Genomic DNA, 18496 nt, shown 5'->3' with positions numbered 1-18496 from the left:
CGTGAACCAGCACGATACCGATATCATCATCGCCGGTGGTGGGCTGGCAGGAGCCACCCTGGCATTGGCGCTGGCGAAAACCTTGCCGCAATTGCGGGTGACCGTGGTAGAGGCGTTTCCGTTGTCTCCGGACGCCCTGCCTGACAGTTACCAGCCCAGCTACGATGCCCGCTCCACAGCGCTGGCCTGGGGCTCAAGGTTGATCTTTGAAGAACTGGGCCTGTGGCAACGGCTTTCCGAGCATGCCACGCCCATTCGCCATATTCATGTATCGGATCGTGGGCATTTCGGGGCCACGCGCCTGAACGCCGCCGAGCACCAACAGGAGGCTCTGGGCTATGTCGCGGACAACCGCTGGATGGGGCTGTGCCTGATGCGGGAACTGCTGCAGACGCATGTGGTCTGGGAAGCACCGGCGGAAGTGACAGCCATGCAGCCGCTATCGGAGGGTGTTCGCGTTACCCTGGGCACCGACACGGGAAATCGGGAACTGACTGCGCAGTGCCTGGTAGTGGCTGACGGCGGCCGTTCCGGCCTGCGTGAAACACTGGGCTTCCGGGTCAATGAACAGGCGTACGATCAGCATGCCCTGATCGCCAATGTCTCCACCTCCCATAGTCATGAGTTTACCGCGTTTGAACGTTTCACCGATGCTGGCCCCATGGCGTTGTTGCCTCACGGCTCGCCAGCGCGCGCCGGCACAAACGCCGCCCTGGTATGGACGTTGAGTAGTGAAGCTCTTGATGAACTGCTGTCATTGGGCGATAACGATAAGTGCCAGCGACTGCAGCATCGTTTTGGCTGGCGCCTGGGGCGTTTTACCCGCATCGGGGAATGCAGCCACTACCCGCTGACCCTGAAAACCGTGGATGAGGCGGTTCGGCCTGGTGTGGTGTTGGTAGGCAATGCGGCGCACACCCTTCATCCGGTTGCCGGTCAGGGCTTCAACCTGGCCTTGAGAGGCCTGATGGCTCTGGTGGAACAGTTCCGTGTGGCCGTCGAGCAGCAGCAACCCCTCGGCAGCCTGGGCGTGCTTAACGCTTATCAGGCTCGTCATCGCCGGGACTGGCAACAAACCGTACGGTTTTCCGACTCACTGATCCAGCTTTTCGGTAATCATCTACCCCTGGTGGCCACCGCCCGCGACGCCGGCCTGATGGGGCTGGATCTGCTACCCGGCGCCAAGCGCTGGTTTGCCCGCCAGGCTATGGGCCTGGGTGGGCGCCGGGCCGAGCTTCGTACTCCTGACAACGTTTTCTCGGAACGCAATGACCATGAGTGAGCAACCGCAATTCGATATCCTGGTGGTTGGCGGCGGCATGGTGGGCTCGGCCCTGGCGCTGGATTTGTCTCGGCAGGGCTGGAATGTCGGGCTGGTGGAAGGTGCCGACCGAAAGGCCTTGATGCAGGGCCTCGAAGAAGCGCTATCTGTGGAAGATTTCGACCCCCGCGTGAGCGCCATTTCGGTCGCCAGCCAGCGGCTGCTGGAACAGTTGGGGGTATGGCCGGACATAACCGCTGGTCGCCACTGTTCCTACCAGACAATGACGGTGTGGGACGGCGATGGCACCGGCCGCATCCAGTTCGAGGCGGCAGAGCTCCGCGCCCCGGCGCTGGGTACGATCATTGAGAACCGTCGAATTGTGCAGGCACTGTTTGATGCCCTGGCTGACAGCGCTGTGACCCTGATTGACGGGGTCAGGGTGAGTGGCTGGTGGCAGGACGGGCACACGCGAGGCATCCGCCTGGAAGACGGCCAGACCTTCGGCGCCAGGCTTGTAGTGGCGGCGGACGGTGCCCACTCCCGATTGCGCCAGTGGGTGGGGCTACCGACCCGCGAGTGGGATTACGGCCAGCAGGCCATCGTATGCACCGTTCGAACGGCCCAGAGCCACCGCTATACGGCCTGGCAACGGTTCTCGCCCACAGGACCTCTGGCTTTCCTGCCATTGTTGTCAGAGTCCGGCGATGAGCATTTTTGTTCTATTGTATGGTCACAGGATACCGAAGAGGCTCGGCGTTTGATGGGGCTGGATGACCACGCCTTCAAAGCGGAGCTGGAACGGGCGATAGAGCGTGAACTGGGCGCAGTGGATCGGGTCTCGCGTCGCTACGCGTTTCCTTTGCGTCAACGCCATGCCAAGGAATACATCGCCCCTGGCTTTGCGCTGGTGGGCGATGCCGCCCATACCATTCATCCCCTGGCCGGTCAGGGGGCGAACCTGGGTTATGGGGATGTTCGTGCGTTGCTGGATGAACTTGCCAGTGCCCGGAGCAAAGGCATTGATCCAGACAACGAGCTTGTTCTGGCTCGCTACCAGCGCCGTCGCAAGGGTGAGAACCTCGCGATGATGGCGGCCATGGAAGGTTTCAAGCAACTGTTTGGCCGTGATGAGTTGACCCTGCGTTGGCTCCGCAACACCGGCATGCGCTGGCTGAACCAGCTTGGGCCGATCAAGAATCGTATTGCCGCCGAGGCCATGGGGCTGGATGCCTGAGTATGGTTTGCAGGGCGCACCATAAACATCGTTGAACCAAAAGGAATTCGTTATGGCTGCCAGCAGTCTCCTCGTATTGATTGATGACATCGCCACGGTTCTGGACGATGTGGCGTTGATGACCAAGGCGGCCACCAAGAAAACCGCCGGCGTGCTGGGGGATGACCTCGCGCTCAATGCCCAGCAGGTAACCGGTGTGAAACCCGCGAGGGAGCTGCCGGTGGTCTGGGCGGTGGCGAAGGGCTCGATGCTCAACAAGGCCATCCTGGTTCCGGGGGCTCTCGCCATCAGCTTCTTCGTGCCCTGGTTGGTGATTCCCCTGCTGATGCTGGGTGGCGCCTTTCTCTGCTTTGAGGGGTTTGAAAAAATCGCTCACCGGTTCCTTCACAAGCAGGAAGATGAACACCACAAGGAAGAACTCCGCAACGCCCTGAAAAATCCCGACGCCGATCTGAAAGCGGTTGAGCAAGACAAGATCAAAGGGGCGATCCGCACGGACTTTATCCTGTCGGCTGAAATTATAGCGATCACCCTGGGAACGGTCAGTAGTCAGGGCATTGGAATGCAGTTCATGGTGCTGACGGTCGTCGCCATAATGATCACTATCGGTGTCTATGGCCTGGTGGCCGGCATTGTGAAACTGGACGATGGCGGTTTGTACCTCAGCCAGAAAGAAAGCCCATTCGCCAAGCGGGTTGGGGAAGGCATCCTCTGGTTTGCTCCCTGGATGATGAAAGCCTTATCAGTGCTGGGCACCATTGCCATGTTCCTGGTGGGTGGCGGCATTCTCACCCATGGACTGCCACCGGTGTATGAGGCCATTCATCACTTTGTCGAAGGTTTTGGTGGTGTCGCCCAGGCCGTTATTCCGGTACTTGCGGACGGCCTTTTCGGCGTTGTAGCGGGGGCTTTACTGGTAGCGGTGATCACGCCACTGACAAAACTGTGGAAGGCGCGTTCTGCCTGAGCTAAACGCAGGCGTCGAACAGGCGGCTGACCAGCACAGGCACGGCGGTCTCCACCCGGAGGATACGGTTGCCAAGGTGCACCGCTTCGCAGCCCGCCTCGGTCAGCTTGTCGACTTCATACGGTATGAACCCGCCTTCCGGGCCAACGCACAGGGTGGCGGGTTCGTTGATGTGTGCCGGGCAGGGCGTGCTGGTGCCGGGGTGGGCCACCAGAGCACGGGTATTTCTCAGCAGGGCCGGCAATTCATCTTCCACGAACGGCTTGAACAGCTTGCGGACGTGGAGCCGGGGCAGGTGGGTGTCCCGCGCCTGCTCCAGGCCGAGTACCATGTTTTCCCGCAGATTGTCGTCCGACAGCCACGGCGTTTGCCAGAAGCTTTTCTCCACCTTGTAGGCATTGATCAGCCAGATATCCTTGACGCCAAGGGTTGCGCAGGTCTGCAGTACACGGCGGAACATCTTTGGCCGTGGCATGGCCAGGATCAGCGTCAAGGGCAGTGGGGCTGGCGGTGGTGTGGTTAATTCCACCTGGAGTACGGCCTCGGTATCGTTAAGCCTGACCACGCGACCCGTGCCAATATCGCCGTCCACCAGGCCAACAGGTACCAGGTCGCCTTCCGCAACCTTCAGCACTGAATGCAGGTGTGCCAGCCGGCGGCCCGTGAGCACGGCTGTGTCCGTTGCCACGAAATCATCCTGAAACAGTAGCGCCAGGTTCATTCGTTGGAGGCGTCCGTTGCATCAGGGGCTTCCACCTCGCGCCTGGCGAGCCGACCAAACAGAATGCCGAGTTCAAACAACAGCCACATGGGCACCGCCAGCAGGGTCTGGGAGATGATGTCCGGTGGGGTCAGCAACATGCCGATTACGAAGCAGCCCACCACGATGTACGGGCGCTTCGCAGCGAGGTCTTCGGGCGTGGTGGCGCCAGTGAGAATCAGCAGTATGGTGGCGATGGGAATTTCGAAGGCAACCCCGAAAGCGAAGAACATCTTCAGTACGAAATTGAGGTAGCTGCTGATATCCGGCAACTCAACAATGCCTTCCGGGCCGATGGCGGTGAAGAATCCGAACACCAGCGGGAACACCACGTAATAGGCAAAGGCCGCCCCCAGATAAAACAGGACGACCGACGTAAACAGTAAGGGGAACGCCAGTTTCTTCTCATGGGCATACAGGCCCGGCGCAATAAAACTCCAGAGCTGGTAGAGGATCACCGGAATGGCCACGAACACAGCTAGCACCAGGGCCAGTTTCAATGGCGCGAAGAACGGCGAGGTGATGTCCGTTGCGATCATGGTCTGGCCGACTGGCAGCAGGTCCCGCAAGGGTTGCGATATCAGCAGGTAGAGTTCATTGGCAAACGGGTAGATGGCGGCAAAACAGATGATCACCGCCAACACCATTTTCAGCAGGCGGTTGCGCAGCTCCAGCAAATGCTCGATCAGTGGCATTTCCGGCTGTGCATCTTCGGGACGTTGGGCGTTTTTGCCGTCGGGCTGGGTGGTCATGAACGGTTATCCGGCGTGCTTTCCTGTTGTTTCGGGGTGCCATCGGCCGAATGGTCGTGCGTGCTGTCATCCTCTTGTGGCGGATCATCAGGGGCCAGAGAGGCATGTCCGGAACCGTTGGCTGAGGTAGGGTCTTCCTCAGGGTCCATTACGGGCTCTTCGGGTTCGGCAATCCGACGGGTCGCAGGTGCGGGCCGGTGTTTGGGCTTATCGTCGTCGGACAGAACCATGTGTTCGTATTTCTTGGCCTCGTCCAGGGCGCCGCGCACCGACTTCTGGACATCTTCCAGGCCGACGTCGCCGGCTTTGCGCAGTTCTTCGCGAAGCTCTTCCGCCTTGAGCTGACGGTCGAGTTCCGAGGAGAACTGGCTCACCATGCGGCGGGCACCACCAATCCAGCGCCCGGCTGCCCGGGCCGCTGTAGGCAGCCGTTCGGGGCCGAGAACCAGTAACGCAATGACGCCGCAGATCAGCAGCTCGACAAAGCCGATATCAAACATTCAGCCCGTCTCAGCTGTGGGACTTGTCCCGTGGCTTTTCTTCGGCGCGGGCTTCATGAGCTTTCGCGTCGGCATCGTCTGCAATGGCGTCCGGGTCATCGTCCTTCTTGTCGTCTTCGTTCATGGATTTTTTGAACCCACGAATGGCACCGCCGAGATCCCCGCCGATGTTGCGGAGCTTTTTGGTTCCGAACAACAGGATAACAATGCCAAGTACGATTAGGAGTTGCCAGATACTGATGCCCATGCCGGGACCCTCGTCTTAAGGTTTCTGTTACGGTTGATTGTACGCCACTTCGGGGGGCTTCCGGAAACCCTCCTCAGGGTTGCCCGGATCACTGTTCCCGGGAGGCTTTTTCTTCAAGGCCAGACAGGTCAAATCGGCTGGCGAGCTCGTCGATGACGTCCTTGGGGCCAAGGCCAAGCCGGGACAGCATCACCATGCTGTGAAACCAGAGGTCGGCGGTTTCATAAACCACGTCCCGGGTTTCACCGGAGTGCTCCGCGTCCTTGGCGGCCAACAACGTCTCGGTGCACTCTTCCCCTACCTTTTCCAGGATCTTGTTGAGCCCCTTCTGGTGCAGGCTGGCGACATAGGAGGTTTCCGGATCGGCCTCCTTGCGGGCTTCCAGCACCTGGGCCAATTGCTCAAGAATGTCACTCATGGTTGCTACCTCCCTGTTTGTCACCGTAAATAGCGCCGGGATCCCGCAGAACCGGATCCACGCTCGTCCATTGCCCGCCTTCCAGTTTGCGATAGAAGCAGCTTCGTCGCCCGGTGTGGCAGGCGATACCGCCTTTCTGCTCAACCTTCAGAAGAATCACGTCTTCATCGCAGTCCAGCCGGATTTCCGAGATCACCTGTTGGTGCCCGGAGGTTTCCCCTTTGCGCCACAATTTGCCGCGGGAACGGGACCAATATACGGCCTGGCCTTCTTCAGCGGTCAACCGGAGCGACTCTGCGTTCATCCAGGCCATCATCAGGATGTCGCCGGTAGCGGCGTCCTGGGCAATGGCAGGTACCAGCCCATCCGCATTCCAGCGGATTTCCTCTAACCAGTCAGGCGTCCCGACTCTAGCGTTTGAATCTTGCATTTAGATGACTTCCGTCAGTTTTTCCGTTCATGGCCTACAACCAGCCAGGCCGCCACGGCTAGTAGAGCCCAACCATGAACGGGCATGGTCTGCGCGAGGGTGGCAAGGTCGTGGTCGAGGCTCAGCCAGGCCACCCCCGCCAAGGCTGCAGCGGCCAGCCCCCGTCGCCAGCGCCGGTCGGCCCGGGCCCGGTTTTCACGAATAAGTTCCAGTGTAGCGCGACTGGGGTGGTCGTTGGAGCCCGTGTTGCGTAACTGCACCAGCGCGTCGTGTACCAGCTGTGGCATTTCCGGCGACTGCTCCAGCCAGGCGGGCAAATGGGACTGCAGGGATTTGATCAGGCCGGACGGGCCGATGCGTTTGCGCATCCAGGCTTCCAGGAAGGGTTGAGCAGTGCTCCAGAGGTCCAGATCCGGATAAAGCTGACGCCCCAGGCCTTCCACATTCAGTAGGGTTTTCTGCAGCAGTACCAGTTGCGGTTGCACTTCCATGTTGAAGCGCCGCGCCGTCTGGAACAGCCGTAGCAGGAAGTGGCCAAAGGAGATGTCTTTCAGCGGCTTCTCGAAAATCGGCTCGCAAACGGTGCGGATAGCGGCCTCGAATTCGTTGACCCGGGTGTCCGGTGGCACCCAGCCGGACTGGATATGCAACTCGGCGACCTGGCGGTAATCGCGGCGGAAAAACGCCAGCAAATTGCGGGCAAGATAGCTTTGGTCATCCGGTGCAAGAGTGCCAACGATGCCGAAATCGATGGCGATGTATTTGGGGTCGGCCGGGTTGCTGACATCCACGAAAATATTGCCGGGGTGCATGTCGGCGTGGAAGAAACTGTCCCGAAAAACCTGGGTGAAGAAGATCTCCACCCCTTTCTCTGCCAGTACCTTCAGATTGACGCCGGCTTCACGAAGCGCCGGAACGTCGGCAATGGGGATGCCGTGAATGCGCTCCATGACCAGAACGGACTTGCGTGTGTAGTCCCAGTCGATGGAGGGGATATAAATCAGCGATGAGTTCTCGAAATTACGGCGCAGCTGACTGGCGTTGGCGGCTTCGCGTTGCTGGTCGAGTTCGTCATGGATGGTGGAATCGTAGTCCGCCACCACTTCCACCGGGTGTAGCCGACGGCCTTCGGACCAGTAGCGTTCCAGCAGACCGGCCATCATGTACATCAATGCCAGGTCCTGGCGGATGACTCGTTCAATGTCGGGGCGGATGACCTTGACCACGACTTCCCGGCCGTCGAGAAGCGTGGCGGCATGCACCTGGGCGACGGAGGCAGAGGCCATGGGCTCGCGGGAAAACTCCGCAAACAGCTCCGACACCGGCGCACCGAGGGATTTTTCGATAATGCCCTGGGCGACGTCGCCGGGAAAAGGCGGTACCCGGTCCTGCAGGTTTTTGAGGGAAAGCGCCATGTCGTCGGGTAGCAAGTCCCGTCGCGTCGACAGGATCTGGCCGAATTTGACGAATACCGGCCCCAGCTCTTCAAACGCGAGGCGTAGGCGGTCCCCCCGGTCCAGCTTGGGTTTCGGAAACAGGTGCCAGGGGGCCAACAGGAAAAACACTTTCAGGGGGACAGGCAGTTCCGCCAGCGGTAGAAAGGTGTCCAGCCGGTAGCGGCAGAAGACCCAGGCAATGCGGAACAGGCGTTGCAGGCGCGTCACGGCGTCTCCGTTTGGTCTTGTTGTCTGGGATGCTCCAGCCGCGTGACCCTGGCTTCCAGGCGTTCGGTCTGCAGGTTCAGCCGGTCGATATCGGTAAACGTGGCTTCCAGCTCCCGGCGCCCGGGCAGGCTTCGGCTTTCTTCATGAATATATTCTTCAACATTGGCGTTCAGGGACGCAAACGCCTGTCGGCTCCAGCGAACAGCCCCGCGAACGCGCTGGCCGATAAAATGCGCCGGCACATCACCAATATACCCGGCCATGGCAGCTTCCCAGTCGGGGTCGAGTTGGTCGATGGCGCGCTGGAACTGGTGCGCCAGGGCGGTATCGCCTGTCACGTGAATGCGGCCTTCGCTGAAAACTCCGTCATCGCCGGTGGCCAGGGCGGCGAACGCCATGGGGCGACCGGACAGGATCAAGGCAGGAGCTTCCGAAGGCTGGCTGGCAACCTGAATGCGATCTCCCGCCTGTTGCAGCGTCAGCGTGAGGCCGAGCCCGTCCAGCGAAAACTGTACCGGCCCCGTGAGCGCTGACATCAGCGTCTGCTTGCCAGCGGGGTCCAGCGCCAGCGCTCGGTTGAGCGCGCTCTCAATGATAGAGGTGGCGGCAGACAGCAGGGTTGGGCCGGGAAACATCAGGGCTTGATTCCCACATGCAGGGCGACCACGCCACCGGTCATGTTGTAGTACTTGCAATTCACCAGGCCGGCCTCTTCCATCATCGCCTTGAGCGTATCCTGATCCGGATGCATGCGGATGGACTCGGCCAGGTATTGATAGCTGTTGGAATCGCCGGCAATCAACTGGCCCATCAGCGGCAGCGCGTTGAATGAATACACGTCATAGGCTTTGCTGAGCAGCGGATTCTTGGGTTTGGAAAACTCCAGTACCATTACCTTGCCACCAGGTTTCAGCACCCGGGTCATGTCCCGCAGGGCCTGGTCCTTGTCGGTAACGTTGCGCAGGCCAAAGGCAATGCTCACAGCGTTGAAGCTGTTGTCCGGGAAGGGGAGGTGTTCGGCATCCGCCTGCACGTATTCGATGTTGCCGGCGTAGCCACGGTCCATCAGCCGGCCCCGGCCAACCTGAAGCATGGACGCATTGATGTCGGCCAGCACAACCTTGCCGGTTGGGCCGACCAGGTCCGAGAACTTCATGGTCAGATCACCGGTACCCCCGGCAATATCCAACACCTGGTGCCCCTTGCGGACGCCGGAAAGCTCAATGGTAAAACGCTTCCAGAGGCGGTGGATTCCCATGGACATGAGGTCGTTCATCAGGTCGTACTTGCCGGCCACGGAATGGAACACGTCAGCGACCTGACCCGCTTTCTGGCTTTTCGGCACGTTGCGAAAGCCAAAATGGGTAACGTCGTCTTTCGGTGTTTCCGCCTGCGGCTGGTCGGTAGACGGTTGTTGCTCGCTCATGGGCATGTCCTGTCAGAATCTGAACCCCGTATTCTAACGCTTGCGGGGGTGGCTACAAGTTTAATGCCGCCTTACACTATAAATCGCGCCCGAAATCCTGGAGATATCCGTTTCATGTCAACAATTGATGTACGCCGCACTCATTCCCTCGACAAAGAGCACGCCCGCCAGGCGGCGGAAACCCTGGCTGAGGATCTGTCAAAGCAGTTTGATGTGAACTATCAGTGGGAAGGGGATCATCTCAAGTTCAAACGCAGCGGCGTGAAAGGCCAGTTGGAAATCACCGATAGCAATCTCCATGTTCACCTGGAACTGGGCATGATGCTGCGGCCGTTCAAATCGCGTATTGAGCAGGAAATCCACTCCCAGCTTGATCAGATTCTGAAGGCCTGAGTTCCCCCTATTTCGTTAAAGGTCACTCGGTAGCTCAAACGGTTTCGGGTGGCCGTCCAGGATGTTCTTCATGACCCGCTTCTCTCGCGTGACCAGCCGGTCAATCAGCAGATCTACATCGTCCATTTTACGGAACGCGGAATAGCCCCGGTGCAGGAAACTGTGCAGATCGCTGAGGCCCGCCATCTCGGCCGGTGCCCGGCTCATTGAAAGCAGCCAGCCAAGGGTGCGGTTGCGGACATAGCGGTCGAGCTGGTGCCCCACCTCAGCCACCAGGGTAATCTGCCGTTCCCGTTGTCCCAGTTCCTGGCTGCTGCGAAAGATCTGGCAGTAGGCGTCGCTGGAAAGTTCGCTGGGAGAAAGGCCGCTCGAATGGCAGAGTTCGGCCAGCTCCAGGTCCAGCCGTTGGGTAATCAGGTTCAACTCCACCAGCCCGGCGAAGGTGTCCAGCAGGTTGTCCGGGAGCCACTTCACCATCTTCGGGAATACGCGGTCGATGTTGTCGTCGCGTTGGGTCATGCCGGCGGGGGCGTAGAGGTCCGTCAGCAGGAATTCCAGGCCGGTGTGGTAGCCGGGGTGTTGGTAGAGGTCCGCGTGGGTGGCCTTCAGGCGCTCCGCCTGCCAGTCCGCTATCCGGAAGGTGTGTTCCAGCAGGGAGTGGGTGGCTTTGTACTGGCGGAAGTCGTGGTAGTCCAGCAGCAATTGCTGCAACCGTCGCGCGCTGTCGGAATGGGTTGGGGTAGCGACTAGGCGCTCACGATACATGGGGGTGTGGCTCCACTGGACCTGCAATAGAAGCGCGCCAGTTTAGCGGAGCCGGAGCTTGAGTGCAGCTGTGCTAACCCTGGGCCGTTGCCGGCAGACTCTCAAATCCCGGCACCCATTCCTTGCTGTCGAGGGTGATAAAGTGGCTGGGTGCCTCGGTTTCGACAATCCGCATGGTGGTTGGGCTTTGGCGTGCACTGGCCAGCATGGCCTGTCGATCCAGGATTCGGTCCACAGCCGGTACCAGGAAGGTGCCGTAACGAACCTTGCTGTACACGCTGGTGTCTGTCCTCTCCATCCAGGCCATCAGGTTCTCTATGTTGCGAACAATGGTCAGGTGGTCCTTGGTGGCGGAAAACAGCTTGCCCAGCAGCTGCTTCTTGCGTGGGTTCATTTTGCCGAAGAAGGTTTGACCATAGGCGGATGAGGGAGCGCTGTTTATCAGGCGAATCAGCCAGGGCCACATGCCGTGGCTCACCGGCTCCAGTACCGCCGTTACCAGGGCAGAAAGGCGCCCCTGGGGCAGAACGGGTGCTTCCAGCACCAATTCCACATTTTCATACAGTTCCGGCCATTGGTTGATGGCCTCAAGGATGACGGCGCCGCCACGTGAATGGCCATGCACGCGGATGTTGTCGGTACTTGGCAGGTTCGCCAGAGCCTGGTTGAGAATGCAGGCATCGTACTCGATAGTGCCGTCCAGGTGTTTGATAGGCACTTCCCAATCCGGGGTCTCGGGCGTCACACCGTTTACGGGAATATGATAGTTGCTGCAGGTCAGCAGGATCAGTTCGGTTGTCGGTGCTTCGTAGGCCTGGGTGAAGTAGCAGTGATTTTCCAGGAAGCCGTGGAGGCCAATGACGGTCTGTTCGGCCTTGCCGCTGTGGTTGCGGACCGACACGGCTCCAGTACCGACTCGGTATACCCGCCCTGAGAACATTTCAGAGTAGGCATTTTCAATCGGTTTTATCAGTTTTCGTACATGGCTCGCTTTCATGACTGCTCTCCTTCAGCGCCTGATGCCTGCCTTTTATGGGTCTTTATGGGCGCTGGTACATTCAGTTGTACCGACTTCTGCCACCGCAGGTATTGGCACTGATTACTGTTTTTACGCTCAGTCAGGGCCAATAGACGTTTGGCGAACAGGGCGTAAAGGCACGTGTAGTGCCTAATAACCATTTCATCAAGCCTTATTCCCAGTATAGGGGTGTAAGGTTGCTTCCGTGTAACTTTTTGTAATTGCGTGACGTTGGCAGCCTTATGGAGCCTTCAGTGCTTGTCTGGCACAATGCGGCGTCAACTTTCCATTTCTTGCAGCATTTATCCGGGGACAGACAGGTTTGAGTCAAAAGGAATCGCATCTGCTGTTGCCTATGGACTCGGCCTGGCTGGCTCTTGAGCGGCCCGAAAACCCGATGACGATTACCGTTATGTTGCGGGTGGAAGGGCTCACGGAAGCCCGGCTGCAGGAATTCCTGCGTATTTACTGGCTCGCCTGGGAACGTTTCCGCTATATGCCGGTTCACCGCGCGCCCGGTTGGTGGTGGGAGGAAGACCCGGTGTTTTCGCTTCACCACCATTTGGAGGTGGTGAATGGCGACTTTGATCGGGCAACCTTGCAGGACTGGGTATCAGCAAGGTTGAACCAACCGTTGCCCACGTACCGTCCGCTCTGGAAATTCTGGTTGCTTCCCGATGCCGAGGGTGGCGCTGCGCTCCTTCTGCGTATGCACCACTGCTACGCGGACGGGCTCTCTCTGCAGGGCATATTTGACCGCTTGTGCCCGCCGTCGCCGCAACAGGCGCCGGTGCTTTACGGCGCGGCGGAACAGGCGGACATGGGGCGTTGGGGAAGAGCCGCCAATGCCTGGCTGCGTGAGCTGACGGCCAGCGAGTGGCCGCGGGAAGAGGCGGGTGCGGAGGACGATATTCCCCGCAACGGTGGCACCGCCGGTCGCAATGCCCTGGAGCGGGCGACCTGGAAAAGTGTCAAGCTGGTCAATGAGCTCAGCCAGTTCCTGGTAGAGCCGGAAGATACGGACTCCTCCCTTAAGCGGTCGCTATTGGGACGTCGCCAGTGCCGCTGGTCGCAGCCCGTGGCGCTTGAACGTTTTCGCCGGATTGCCACGCTTACCAGCGTTACCATCAACGATGTGTTACTCAGTTGCGTGGCGTCTGCAGTCCGCAATCGGCTTGTCGCGGACGATACCGATATGGATGAGGCAGTGCTTCACGCGGCGGTGCCAGTGGATATCCGCAACCGCCTGCCGGAAGGGGTAAAGCCGGAGCCCGGGACTCTGGGTAACTATTTCGGGACGGTGTTCGTGCCGTTGCCGGTGGACGGTGAAAGTTCCCTGGAGCGGCTGTTCCGCATCAAGCATGAAACCCGCAAGCTCAAGAAAAGTTGGCAGCCCGGCCTGTCCTGGGCGCTGACAGGCAGCGCACCGCTGATTCCCGAAGCCTGGCGTCAACCTGTGGCGGATCTGTTCTACCGCAAGGCCAGTGCGGTGGTGTCGAACGTGCCTGGTACCCGTGATGAACGGTATCTGGCCGGTTGCCGCATTCTGGAGCAGATGTTCTGGGTACCCCAGGCCGGGGATATCGGGCTCGGCGTCAGCATTGTCAGTTACGCCGGCCAGGTCCAGTTCGGTGTGGTGGCCGATGAGGCGGTCATGGCCGATCCCGAGTGCTTCCTGGATGACTGCCTGCAAGAGTTGGAATGCTTTCCCCTCTGACGGGTAGTAGTCCCAAAGTTCTGTTTTCATAGCCTCCTAAAAGATCAGAAAACCTGCCCCCTTGGCGCATTTTCCACCCCCGCTGCTTCGCCGACCATTGAATTCAGGCGAAAGAATGCGCCTGAGACACGGGTAACTACCCGCTGCTCAACACCCAGATTCAATAAAAACCGGGGGAGTTTATGAACAACAACAATTTCCGAAAGTCAGGGCTGGCCATCGCGATGGCCGGTGCGATGTCGGTCAGTGCCGGCGCAAACGCGGCAATCGAAGTGTACAACGAAGACGGAACCAGCTTTTCCGTGGACGGCTATTTCAACGCCTTCTACGTTAACCGTGACGACAAGCTGAACGACACTCGCAATTCCGACGTGAAAATGGGGTTCCTGCCCAATACGATCGGTTTCAACTTCAGTAAGGAAATGGGCGACCTGACTCTGGGTGGCCGGTCTTCGTTCTGGTCCACCATCAACGACAGCCTGCAGTCACCGACGGATACCGCTATCGATGTGCGTCAGCTGTACGCCACGGTAGACGGTTCTTTCGGTCAGGTGCTGATTGGTAAGGACTTTGGTCTTTACGCCCGCTCTAACATCTTCCTGGACGAAATCCTGATGGGCTTCGGTTCTCCGGGTGCGGCGGCAACCGGCGTTTCTTTTGGCAATATCCGCACTGGGTACCCTTACCCCAATCCATCCGCCCAGATTACCTATCGGACCCCGGATATGGGCGGCTTGAAGGTGGCCGCTGGTATTTTTGAGCCTGCCAATACCACGCCGGGTGCGGAGTCGGAACAGTCCGCGCCGCGTTTTGAGGCAGAGGTTACCTACAGTGCGGATTTGAATGGCCTGGCGTTGACAGGCTGGGTAAATGGTCGCCATCAGAGCTCCGAGAATGCAACCACCGAAGTGGACAGCCAAGGCCTTGGTTACGGTCTTAAAGCGTCCGTTGCAGGGCTATCGCTGACGGCCTCCGGCTTCACCTCTGAGGGCGACGTTCCTGTATTGCTGACCGATGCGGCCCTGACTTCGGAAGAGGACGCCGACGGCTACCTGCTCCAGGGATCCTACATCCTTGGCGCCAATCGGCTGGTGCTGTCCTACGGCGAAACGGACTCTGACCAGGGGGATTTTGAAACAGAGAACACCTCGGTCGCGGTCTTCCATAGTGTAAACAGCAACTTCAAGCTGGTTGCCGAATACAACATGTTTGAGCAGACCACGAAGTCCTCCGGCGCGGATGCAGCAGAGTTCGACACCCTGGCGCTGGGTGCTGTGATCACGTTCTGAGTGTTTGAAGAGTGCCCCAGCACCGGCAAGGATTCCCGGCGCCGGGGCCTCGCCCTAAGACTAAAGTGCCGGTTTGCTTTCCCGCAAACCGGCAGCGCCAGCAGGCATTGATTCAGGAGGGTTTTTAATCAATGGCTTACGATCATTTTGGCGCGCCAATTAAAAGCACTGAAGTCGCATTGGCTCCGTTTTCGGATTCCGTAGAATCGAGTGAAAGCCACTCGGTTTCGGAGCGCGTATCCATGAAACCCGTTACCACGCTGCCTGCCGTTCGGGTAGCCAGCTCCCATGTTCGTGACCCGATGCTGGCCGCCACCAATCTTGCCAGCGAGCTCAACCATGAGCATCTGGGTTGTGTCCTGTTTTTCTGTTCCGCTGAATACGATCTCGGCCGTCTGGGCATTGCCCTTGAACACGTGTTTGATGGCGTGCGGGTCAGTGGTTGTACATCTGCAGGGGAAATAACACCGGATGGTTACGGCCGGGGGTGTATTACCGCTATTGGTTTCGACCGGCGTTACTTTTCCATTGAATGCGCCCTGATCAGTGAGCTTGAGCATTTCACCCTTCACGACGCCCAGGGGGTCATTGATGGCTTGCTGTCCACCTGCCGTGATGCCGGACTGGCCTCAGTCAAGGGCAACACCTTTGCCATCACTTTGCTGGATGGGCTGTCGAGCCGGGAAGAGCTTGTGCTGGCAACACTGAATGCCGCGCTCGGCACTATCCCACAGTTTGGCGGGTCCGCGGGCGACGACGAGCGCCTGGCCAATACTCACGTGTTTTTTGAGGGCCGCTTCCATACCGGGGCTGCCACCGTGATGCTGGTCAATACGCCGTTGGACTTCCGGGTGTTTTCCACGCACCACATGCAAGCCCGCGAAGAAAAACTGGTGGTTACTCATGCGGACGCGAAGAGCCGGACAGTGTATGAGTTGAACGCGGAACCGGCAGCGGAAGCATACGCCCGTGCAGTGGGCGTGGCGGTGGACGAACTCGACCGTAAGGTGTTCGCGCTCAGACCGATGGGGGTGAGGATCGGGGGGCATTATTTCGTGCGCTCTGTGCAGCGGGTGAACGCCGACGGGAGTCTGACGTTCTACTGCGCGGTGGAGACTGGCATCGTGATGACCGCCATGGAGCCCGGCTCGCTTCTTGACAGTGTACGCACACAAATTGAAGCGTCCGAGCGGGTCGTGGGGCCGCCGCTGGTCACCATAGGCTGCGACTGCTTTCTTCGTCGCCTGGAGGCGGAATTTACCGGTGTGGTGGACGAAGTGTCGGACTTCCTGCGCCACCATAAAGTGATCGGATTCAACACCTACGGTGAACAGTTCGATGGCATGCATATCAATCAGACGTTTACGGGGGTGGTGATTGGTCAGCCCGATGCCGGTTACGGTCATAGCTGAGTCTGATCCCGACGACCGCAGGGATCAGCGGATTGCCGAGCTGGAGGCAGAGAACGAACGCCTCCGAAAAATACGGGACGCACTGATTGTTCGAGTGGAATCCGGCTCGGCCCACAAACCCGAACCCTATGCGGCGTTTGAACACTCTGTGGTACTGGCGGAACAGGTACGGGAGCGCACGGAGGCGCTCAACCAGACCATGGACGAACTCAAGCACAGCAACAAGGCCTTGAACCGGGCCCGCGAGGAGGCTGAAACCACTCGCCAGCGCCTGGCGGACGCCATCGAAAGTATTGCTGACGGATTTGTGCTTTTTGATCATCAGCACCGTCTTATCCAGTGCAACAGCCGGTTCCGCAGTTACTGGACCTATGCCCATCTGGACGTTCCTCCTCCTGGCACATCAATCGCAGATGTAAAAGCTATGGCGATCAATTCCGGGCTGGTGGTCGAGGAGCATGTGAATGAGTCCTCCGAAGGGGCGGTGTTCCTGCTGTCGAATGGCCGTTGGGTACAGATGACGGAAAGGAATACCCGCGAGGGCGGGCTGGTTGTTCTTTATTCTGACATCACCGACGTCAAGAACAGTGAAATGGCTCGCCGAATCAAGGCGCTTGAAGAGAGTGAGCGCTGGATCCGCGTGGTGACGGACCATGTGCCCGCACTGATCGCCTACGTGGGTGCGGACATGACCGTGCAGTTTTGCAACAAGGTTTATGAAGCCTGGTATGGCCGCAATGGCGAGTCTCCACTCGGTAAACACCTGGAGAATATTCACCAACCTGAGCTTTACCAACGGCTAATGCCTCATATGCAGGCCGTGCTCAGGGGTAACAGCGTTAACTTCGAATTCGAGGAAACCAACGACACCGGAGAGACCCGCTACATGCTTCGCGCCTACGTGCCCAACGTGGACGAGCAAGGGCAGGTCATCGGGTTTTTTGTGCTGATCCGGGACATTACCGACCGCCGCAAGACCGCGTTGGCACTGGAGCAGGCGTACGATAATCTGGAACGGCGGGTGAAAGAACGTACGGCAGCTCTTACCGGCCTCAACAGTCAGTTGCGACAGGAAATCAGTGAGCGGGCGGCGGTGGAAGCCCGACTGCGTGACGCCAAGATGGACGCCGAGCGCGCCAATCTGTCCAAAACCAAATTTCTGGCGGCCGTCAGCCATGATTTGCTGCAGCCACTGAATGCTGCCCGCCTGTTCACCAGTGCTTTACTGGAGCACTCTTTCGGGCCCAAAGCCGAGGGGCTCGTGCGCTCGGTGAGCACCTCCCTGGATGATGTGGAAAACCTTCTGGGCACCCTGGTGGACATCTCCAAACTGGATGCTGGCGTGATCAAGCCGGACATCATGGCCTTTGACCTGCGGGACTTGCTGAACAACATCGCTCGCGAATTTCGCCAGATGGCGATGGCGGAGGGGCTGACGCTCGACTTCGTGCCATCGTCGGCAATCGTGGAGTCAGATTCCCAGCTGCTGGCGCGGATTCTGCGCAACTTCCTCACCAATGCCATTCGCTATACCGGTAACGGACGCATTCTGCTGGGGTGCCGCCGGCATCGGGACCATGTATTGCTGCAGGTATGGGACACCGGCCCCGGCATTCCGGCAGACAAGCTGACCGAGATTTTCCAGGAATTCAAACGCATTCGCCCCGCTGGCTCTCAGCCGGACAAGGGGCTTGGGCTGGGATTGGCGATCGTCGACAAGATTTCCCGCATGCTGGGCCACGAAGTGACAGTATCCTCGATAGAAGGGAAAGGCTCGGTCTTCAGCGTAAAAGTGCCGTTCGGGCGGTTGTTGCCCAAACGGCCGGCAGCGGATGATGACCGGGTGGTGTCAAACCACGGCGGCCTGGGCGGCGCCAGAATCTGGGTGATCGACAACGACCACGCCATCTGCCAGGGCATGCAGACGTTGCTGGAAGGCTGGGACTGCCAGGTGGTTTCAGCGGTGTCTCTGGAAGATCTTGAGCGACAGTTGGACCCGGCCAAGAGCCCCGTGGACCTTATCCTGGCGGATTATCACCTGGACAACGACGAAAACGGGGTGGATGTGGTGGCCGAGATCAACGGTCGTCGCCATTGCCCGGCGCCGGTGGTCATGATTACCGCCAATTACACCAACGAGTTGAAGCAGCACATCCGTGAGTTGGGGCACGTTTTGATGAACAAGCCTGTGAAGCCGTTGAAGTTGCGCAGTGCGCTGAATCACCTTTTGAGAGGGTGAT

General features: G+C 59.1%; 19 protein-coding genes. 8 read left to right on the top strand and 11 right to left on the bottom strand.

Going from position 1 to position 18496, the window contains the following annotated elements; translation table 11 throughout:
- Position 1: 1 nt before the first annotated feature.
- Genes ubiH through B2590_RS03820 form a run of 3 tightly spaced genes read left to right on the top strand, consistent with a single transcriptional unit; the run spans position 2 to position 3465 of the window.
- Entirely contained in the window at positions 2 to 1282 is a 1281-nt protein-coding gene (gene ubiH / locus B2590_RS03830; protein WP_036210502.1) for a 2-octaprenyl-6-methoxyphenyl hydroxylase, read from the top strand.
- The gene (locus B2590_RS03825) at positions 1275 to 2498 is read left to right on the top strand and encodes a UbiH/UbiF/VisC/COQ6 family ubiquinone biosynthesis hydroxylase (RefSeq protein WP_036211858.1); all 1224 of its coding nucleotides are present in this window, start codon (positions 1275 to 1277) and stop codon (positions 2496 to 2498) included. The genes ubiH and B2590_RS03825 overlap by 8 nt, the downstream gene beginning before the upstream one ends.
- Positions 2499 to 2550: 52 nt before the next feature.
- Complete coding sequence (locus B2590_RS03820; RefSeq protein ID WP_286810769.1) at positions 2551 to 3465, top strand: DUF808 domain-containing protein; 915 nt, start codon at positions 2551 to 2553, stop codon at positions 3463 to 3465.
- Between the two features lies 1 nt (position 3466).
- On the opposite strand, the gene B2590_RS03815 is transcribed toward B2590_RS03820, so the two are convergent.
- From B2590_RS03815 to ubiE, 9 genes are all read right to left on the bottom strand, one after another.
- Positions 3467 to 4186, bottom strand: coding sequence for a 16S rRNA (uracil(1498)-N(3))-methyltransferase (locus B2590_RS03815; protein ID WP_036210496.1), 720 nt, complete (start codon positions 4184 to 4186; stop codon positions 3467 to 3469).
- Entirely contained in the window at positions 4183 to 4977 is a 795-nt protein-coding gene (gene tatC, locus B2590_RS03810; RefSeq protein ID WP_036210493.1) for a twin-arginine translocase subunit TatC, read from the bottom strand. The genes B2590_RS03815 and tatC overlap by 4 nt, the downstream gene beginning before the upstream one ends.
- The gene (tatB, locus tag B2590_RS03805) at positions 4974 to 5477 is read right to left on the bottom strand and encodes a Sec-independent protein translocase protein TatB (RefSeq protein WP_136634060.1); all 504 of its coding nucleotides are present in this window, start codon (positions 5475 to 5477) and stop codon (positions 4974 to 4976) included. The genes tatC and tatB overlap by 4 nt, the downstream gene beginning before the upstream one ends.
- 10 nt (positions 5478 to 5487) lie before the next feature.
- Complete coding sequence (gene tatA, locus B2590_RS03800; protein ID WP_007153187.1) at positions 5488 to 5724, bottom strand: twin-arginine translocase TatA/TatE family subunit; 237 nt, start codon at positions 5722 to 5724, stop codon at positions 5488 to 5490.
- Positions 5725 to 5812: 88 nt separating this feature from the next.
- Complete coding sequence (locus B2590_RS03795; protein ID WP_041332558.1) at positions 5813 to 6142, bottom strand: phosphoribosyl-ATP diphosphatase; 330 nt, start codon at positions 6140 to 6142, stop codon at positions 5813 to 5815.
- On the bottom strand, positions 6135 to 6572 hold the full coding sequence (gene hisI, locus B2590_RS03790) for a phosphoribosyl-AMP cyclohydrolase (protein ID WP_041332559.1): 438 nt from the start codon (positions 6570 to 6572) through the stop codon (positions 6135 to 6137). The genes B2590_RS03795 and hisI overlap by 8 nt, the downstream gene beginning before the upstream one ends.
- 14 nt (positions 6573 to 6586) lie before the next feature.
- On the bottom strand, positions 6587 to 8236 hold the full coding sequence (ubiB, locus tag B2590_RS03785; protein WP_091642738.1) for a ubiquinone biosynthesis regulatory protein kinase UbiB: 1650 nt from the start codon (positions 8234 to 8236) through the stop codon (positions 6587 to 6589).
- Entirely contained in the window at positions 8233 to 8871 is a 639-nt protein-coding gene (locus tag B2590_RS03780; RefSeq protein ID WP_286847855.1) for a ubiquinone biosynthesis accessory factor UbiJ, read from the bottom strand. The genes ubiB and B2590_RS03780 overlap by 4 nt, the downstream gene beginning before the upstream one ends.
- On the bottom strand, positions 8871 to 9662 hold the full coding sequence (gene ubiE / locus B2590_RS03775; protein WP_041335196.1) for a bifunctional demethylmenaquinone methyltransferase/2-methoxy-6-polyprenyl-1,4-benzoquinol methylase UbiE: 792 nt from the start codon (positions 9660 to 9662) through the stop codon (positions 8871 to 8873). Before ubiE ends, B2590_RS03780 begins: the two co-directional genes overlap by 1 nt.
- A gap of 114 nt (positions 9663 to 9776) precedes the next feature.
- On the opposite strand from ubiE, the gene B2590_RS03770 reads away from it, so the two are divergent.
- Positions 9777 to 10055 (top strand): polyhydroxyalkanoic acid system family protein, encoded by a 279-nt coding sequence (locus B2590_RS03770; RefSeq protein ID WP_007153181.1) that lies wholly within the window; start codon positions 9777 to 9779, stop codon positions 10053 to 10055.
- 15 nt (positions 10056 to 10070) lie between these two features.
- Here B2590_RS03770 and B2590_RS03765 read toward each other — a convergent pair whose 3' ends face one another.
- Both B2590_RS03765 and B2590_RS03760 read right to left on the bottom strand, forming a co-directional pair.
- Positions 10071 to 10820: an FFLEELY motif protein gene (locus B2590_RS03765; protein ID WP_286810477.1), complete on the bottom strand. Its 750-nt coding sequence runs from the start codon at positions 10818 to 10820 to the stop codon at positions 10071 to 10073.
- Positions 10821 to 10893: 73 nt separating this feature from the next.
- Complete coding sequence (locus B2590_RS03760) at positions 10894 to 11817, bottom strand: alpha/beta hydrolase (RefSeq protein WP_036210464.1); 924 nt, start codon at positions 11815 to 11817, stop codon at positions 10894 to 10896.
- Positions 11818 to 12160: 343 nt separating this feature from the next.
- Between B2590_RS03760 and B2590_RS03755 the strand changes: the two genes are divergently transcribed.
- The 4 genes from B2590_RS03755 (at position 12161) to B2590_RS03740 (ending at position 18495) form a co-directional block, all read left to right on the top strand.
- Positions 12161 to 13555 carry a WS/DGAT domain-containing protein gene (locus B2590_RS03755; RefSeq protein ID WP_286810475.1) on the top strand — a complete coding sequence of 465 codons (1395 nt, stop codon included), beginning with the start codon at positions 12161 to 12163 and terminating at the stop codon, positions 13553 to 13555.
- Between the two features lie 182 nt (positions 13556 to 13737).
- Positions 13738 to 14844, top strand: coding sequence for a porin (locus tag B2590_RS03750; RefSeq protein WP_286810473.1), 1107 nt, complete (start codon positions 13738 to 13740; stop codon positions 14842 to 14844).
- Positions 14845 to 15086: 242 nt separating this feature from the next.
- Positions 15087 to 16256 (top strand): nitric oxide-sensing protein NosP, encoded by a 1170-nt coding sequence (gene nosP, locus B2590_RS03745; RefSeq protein WP_414673546.1) that lies wholly within the window; start codon positions 15087 to 15089, stop codon positions 16254 to 16256.
- Positions 16234 to 18495, top strand: coding sequence for a PAS domain-containing hybrid sensor histidine kinase/response regulator (locus B2590_RS03740; RefSeq protein WP_286810471.1), 2262 nt, complete (start codon positions 16234 to 16236; stop codon positions 18493 to 18495). Before nosP ends, B2590_RS03740 begins: the two co-directional genes overlap by 23 nt.
- Position 18496: the final 1 nt, after the last annotated feature.

This window comes from Marinobacter sp. UBA3604, from assembly GCF_002375325.1.
Classification (GTDB): Bacteria; Pseudomonadota; Gammaproteobacteria; order Pseudomonadales; family Oleiphilaceae; genus Marinobacter; species Marinobacter salarius.
Note: the sequence above shows the minus strand (reverse complement) of the source record. Positions and strands in the feature narration are given on the sequence as shown.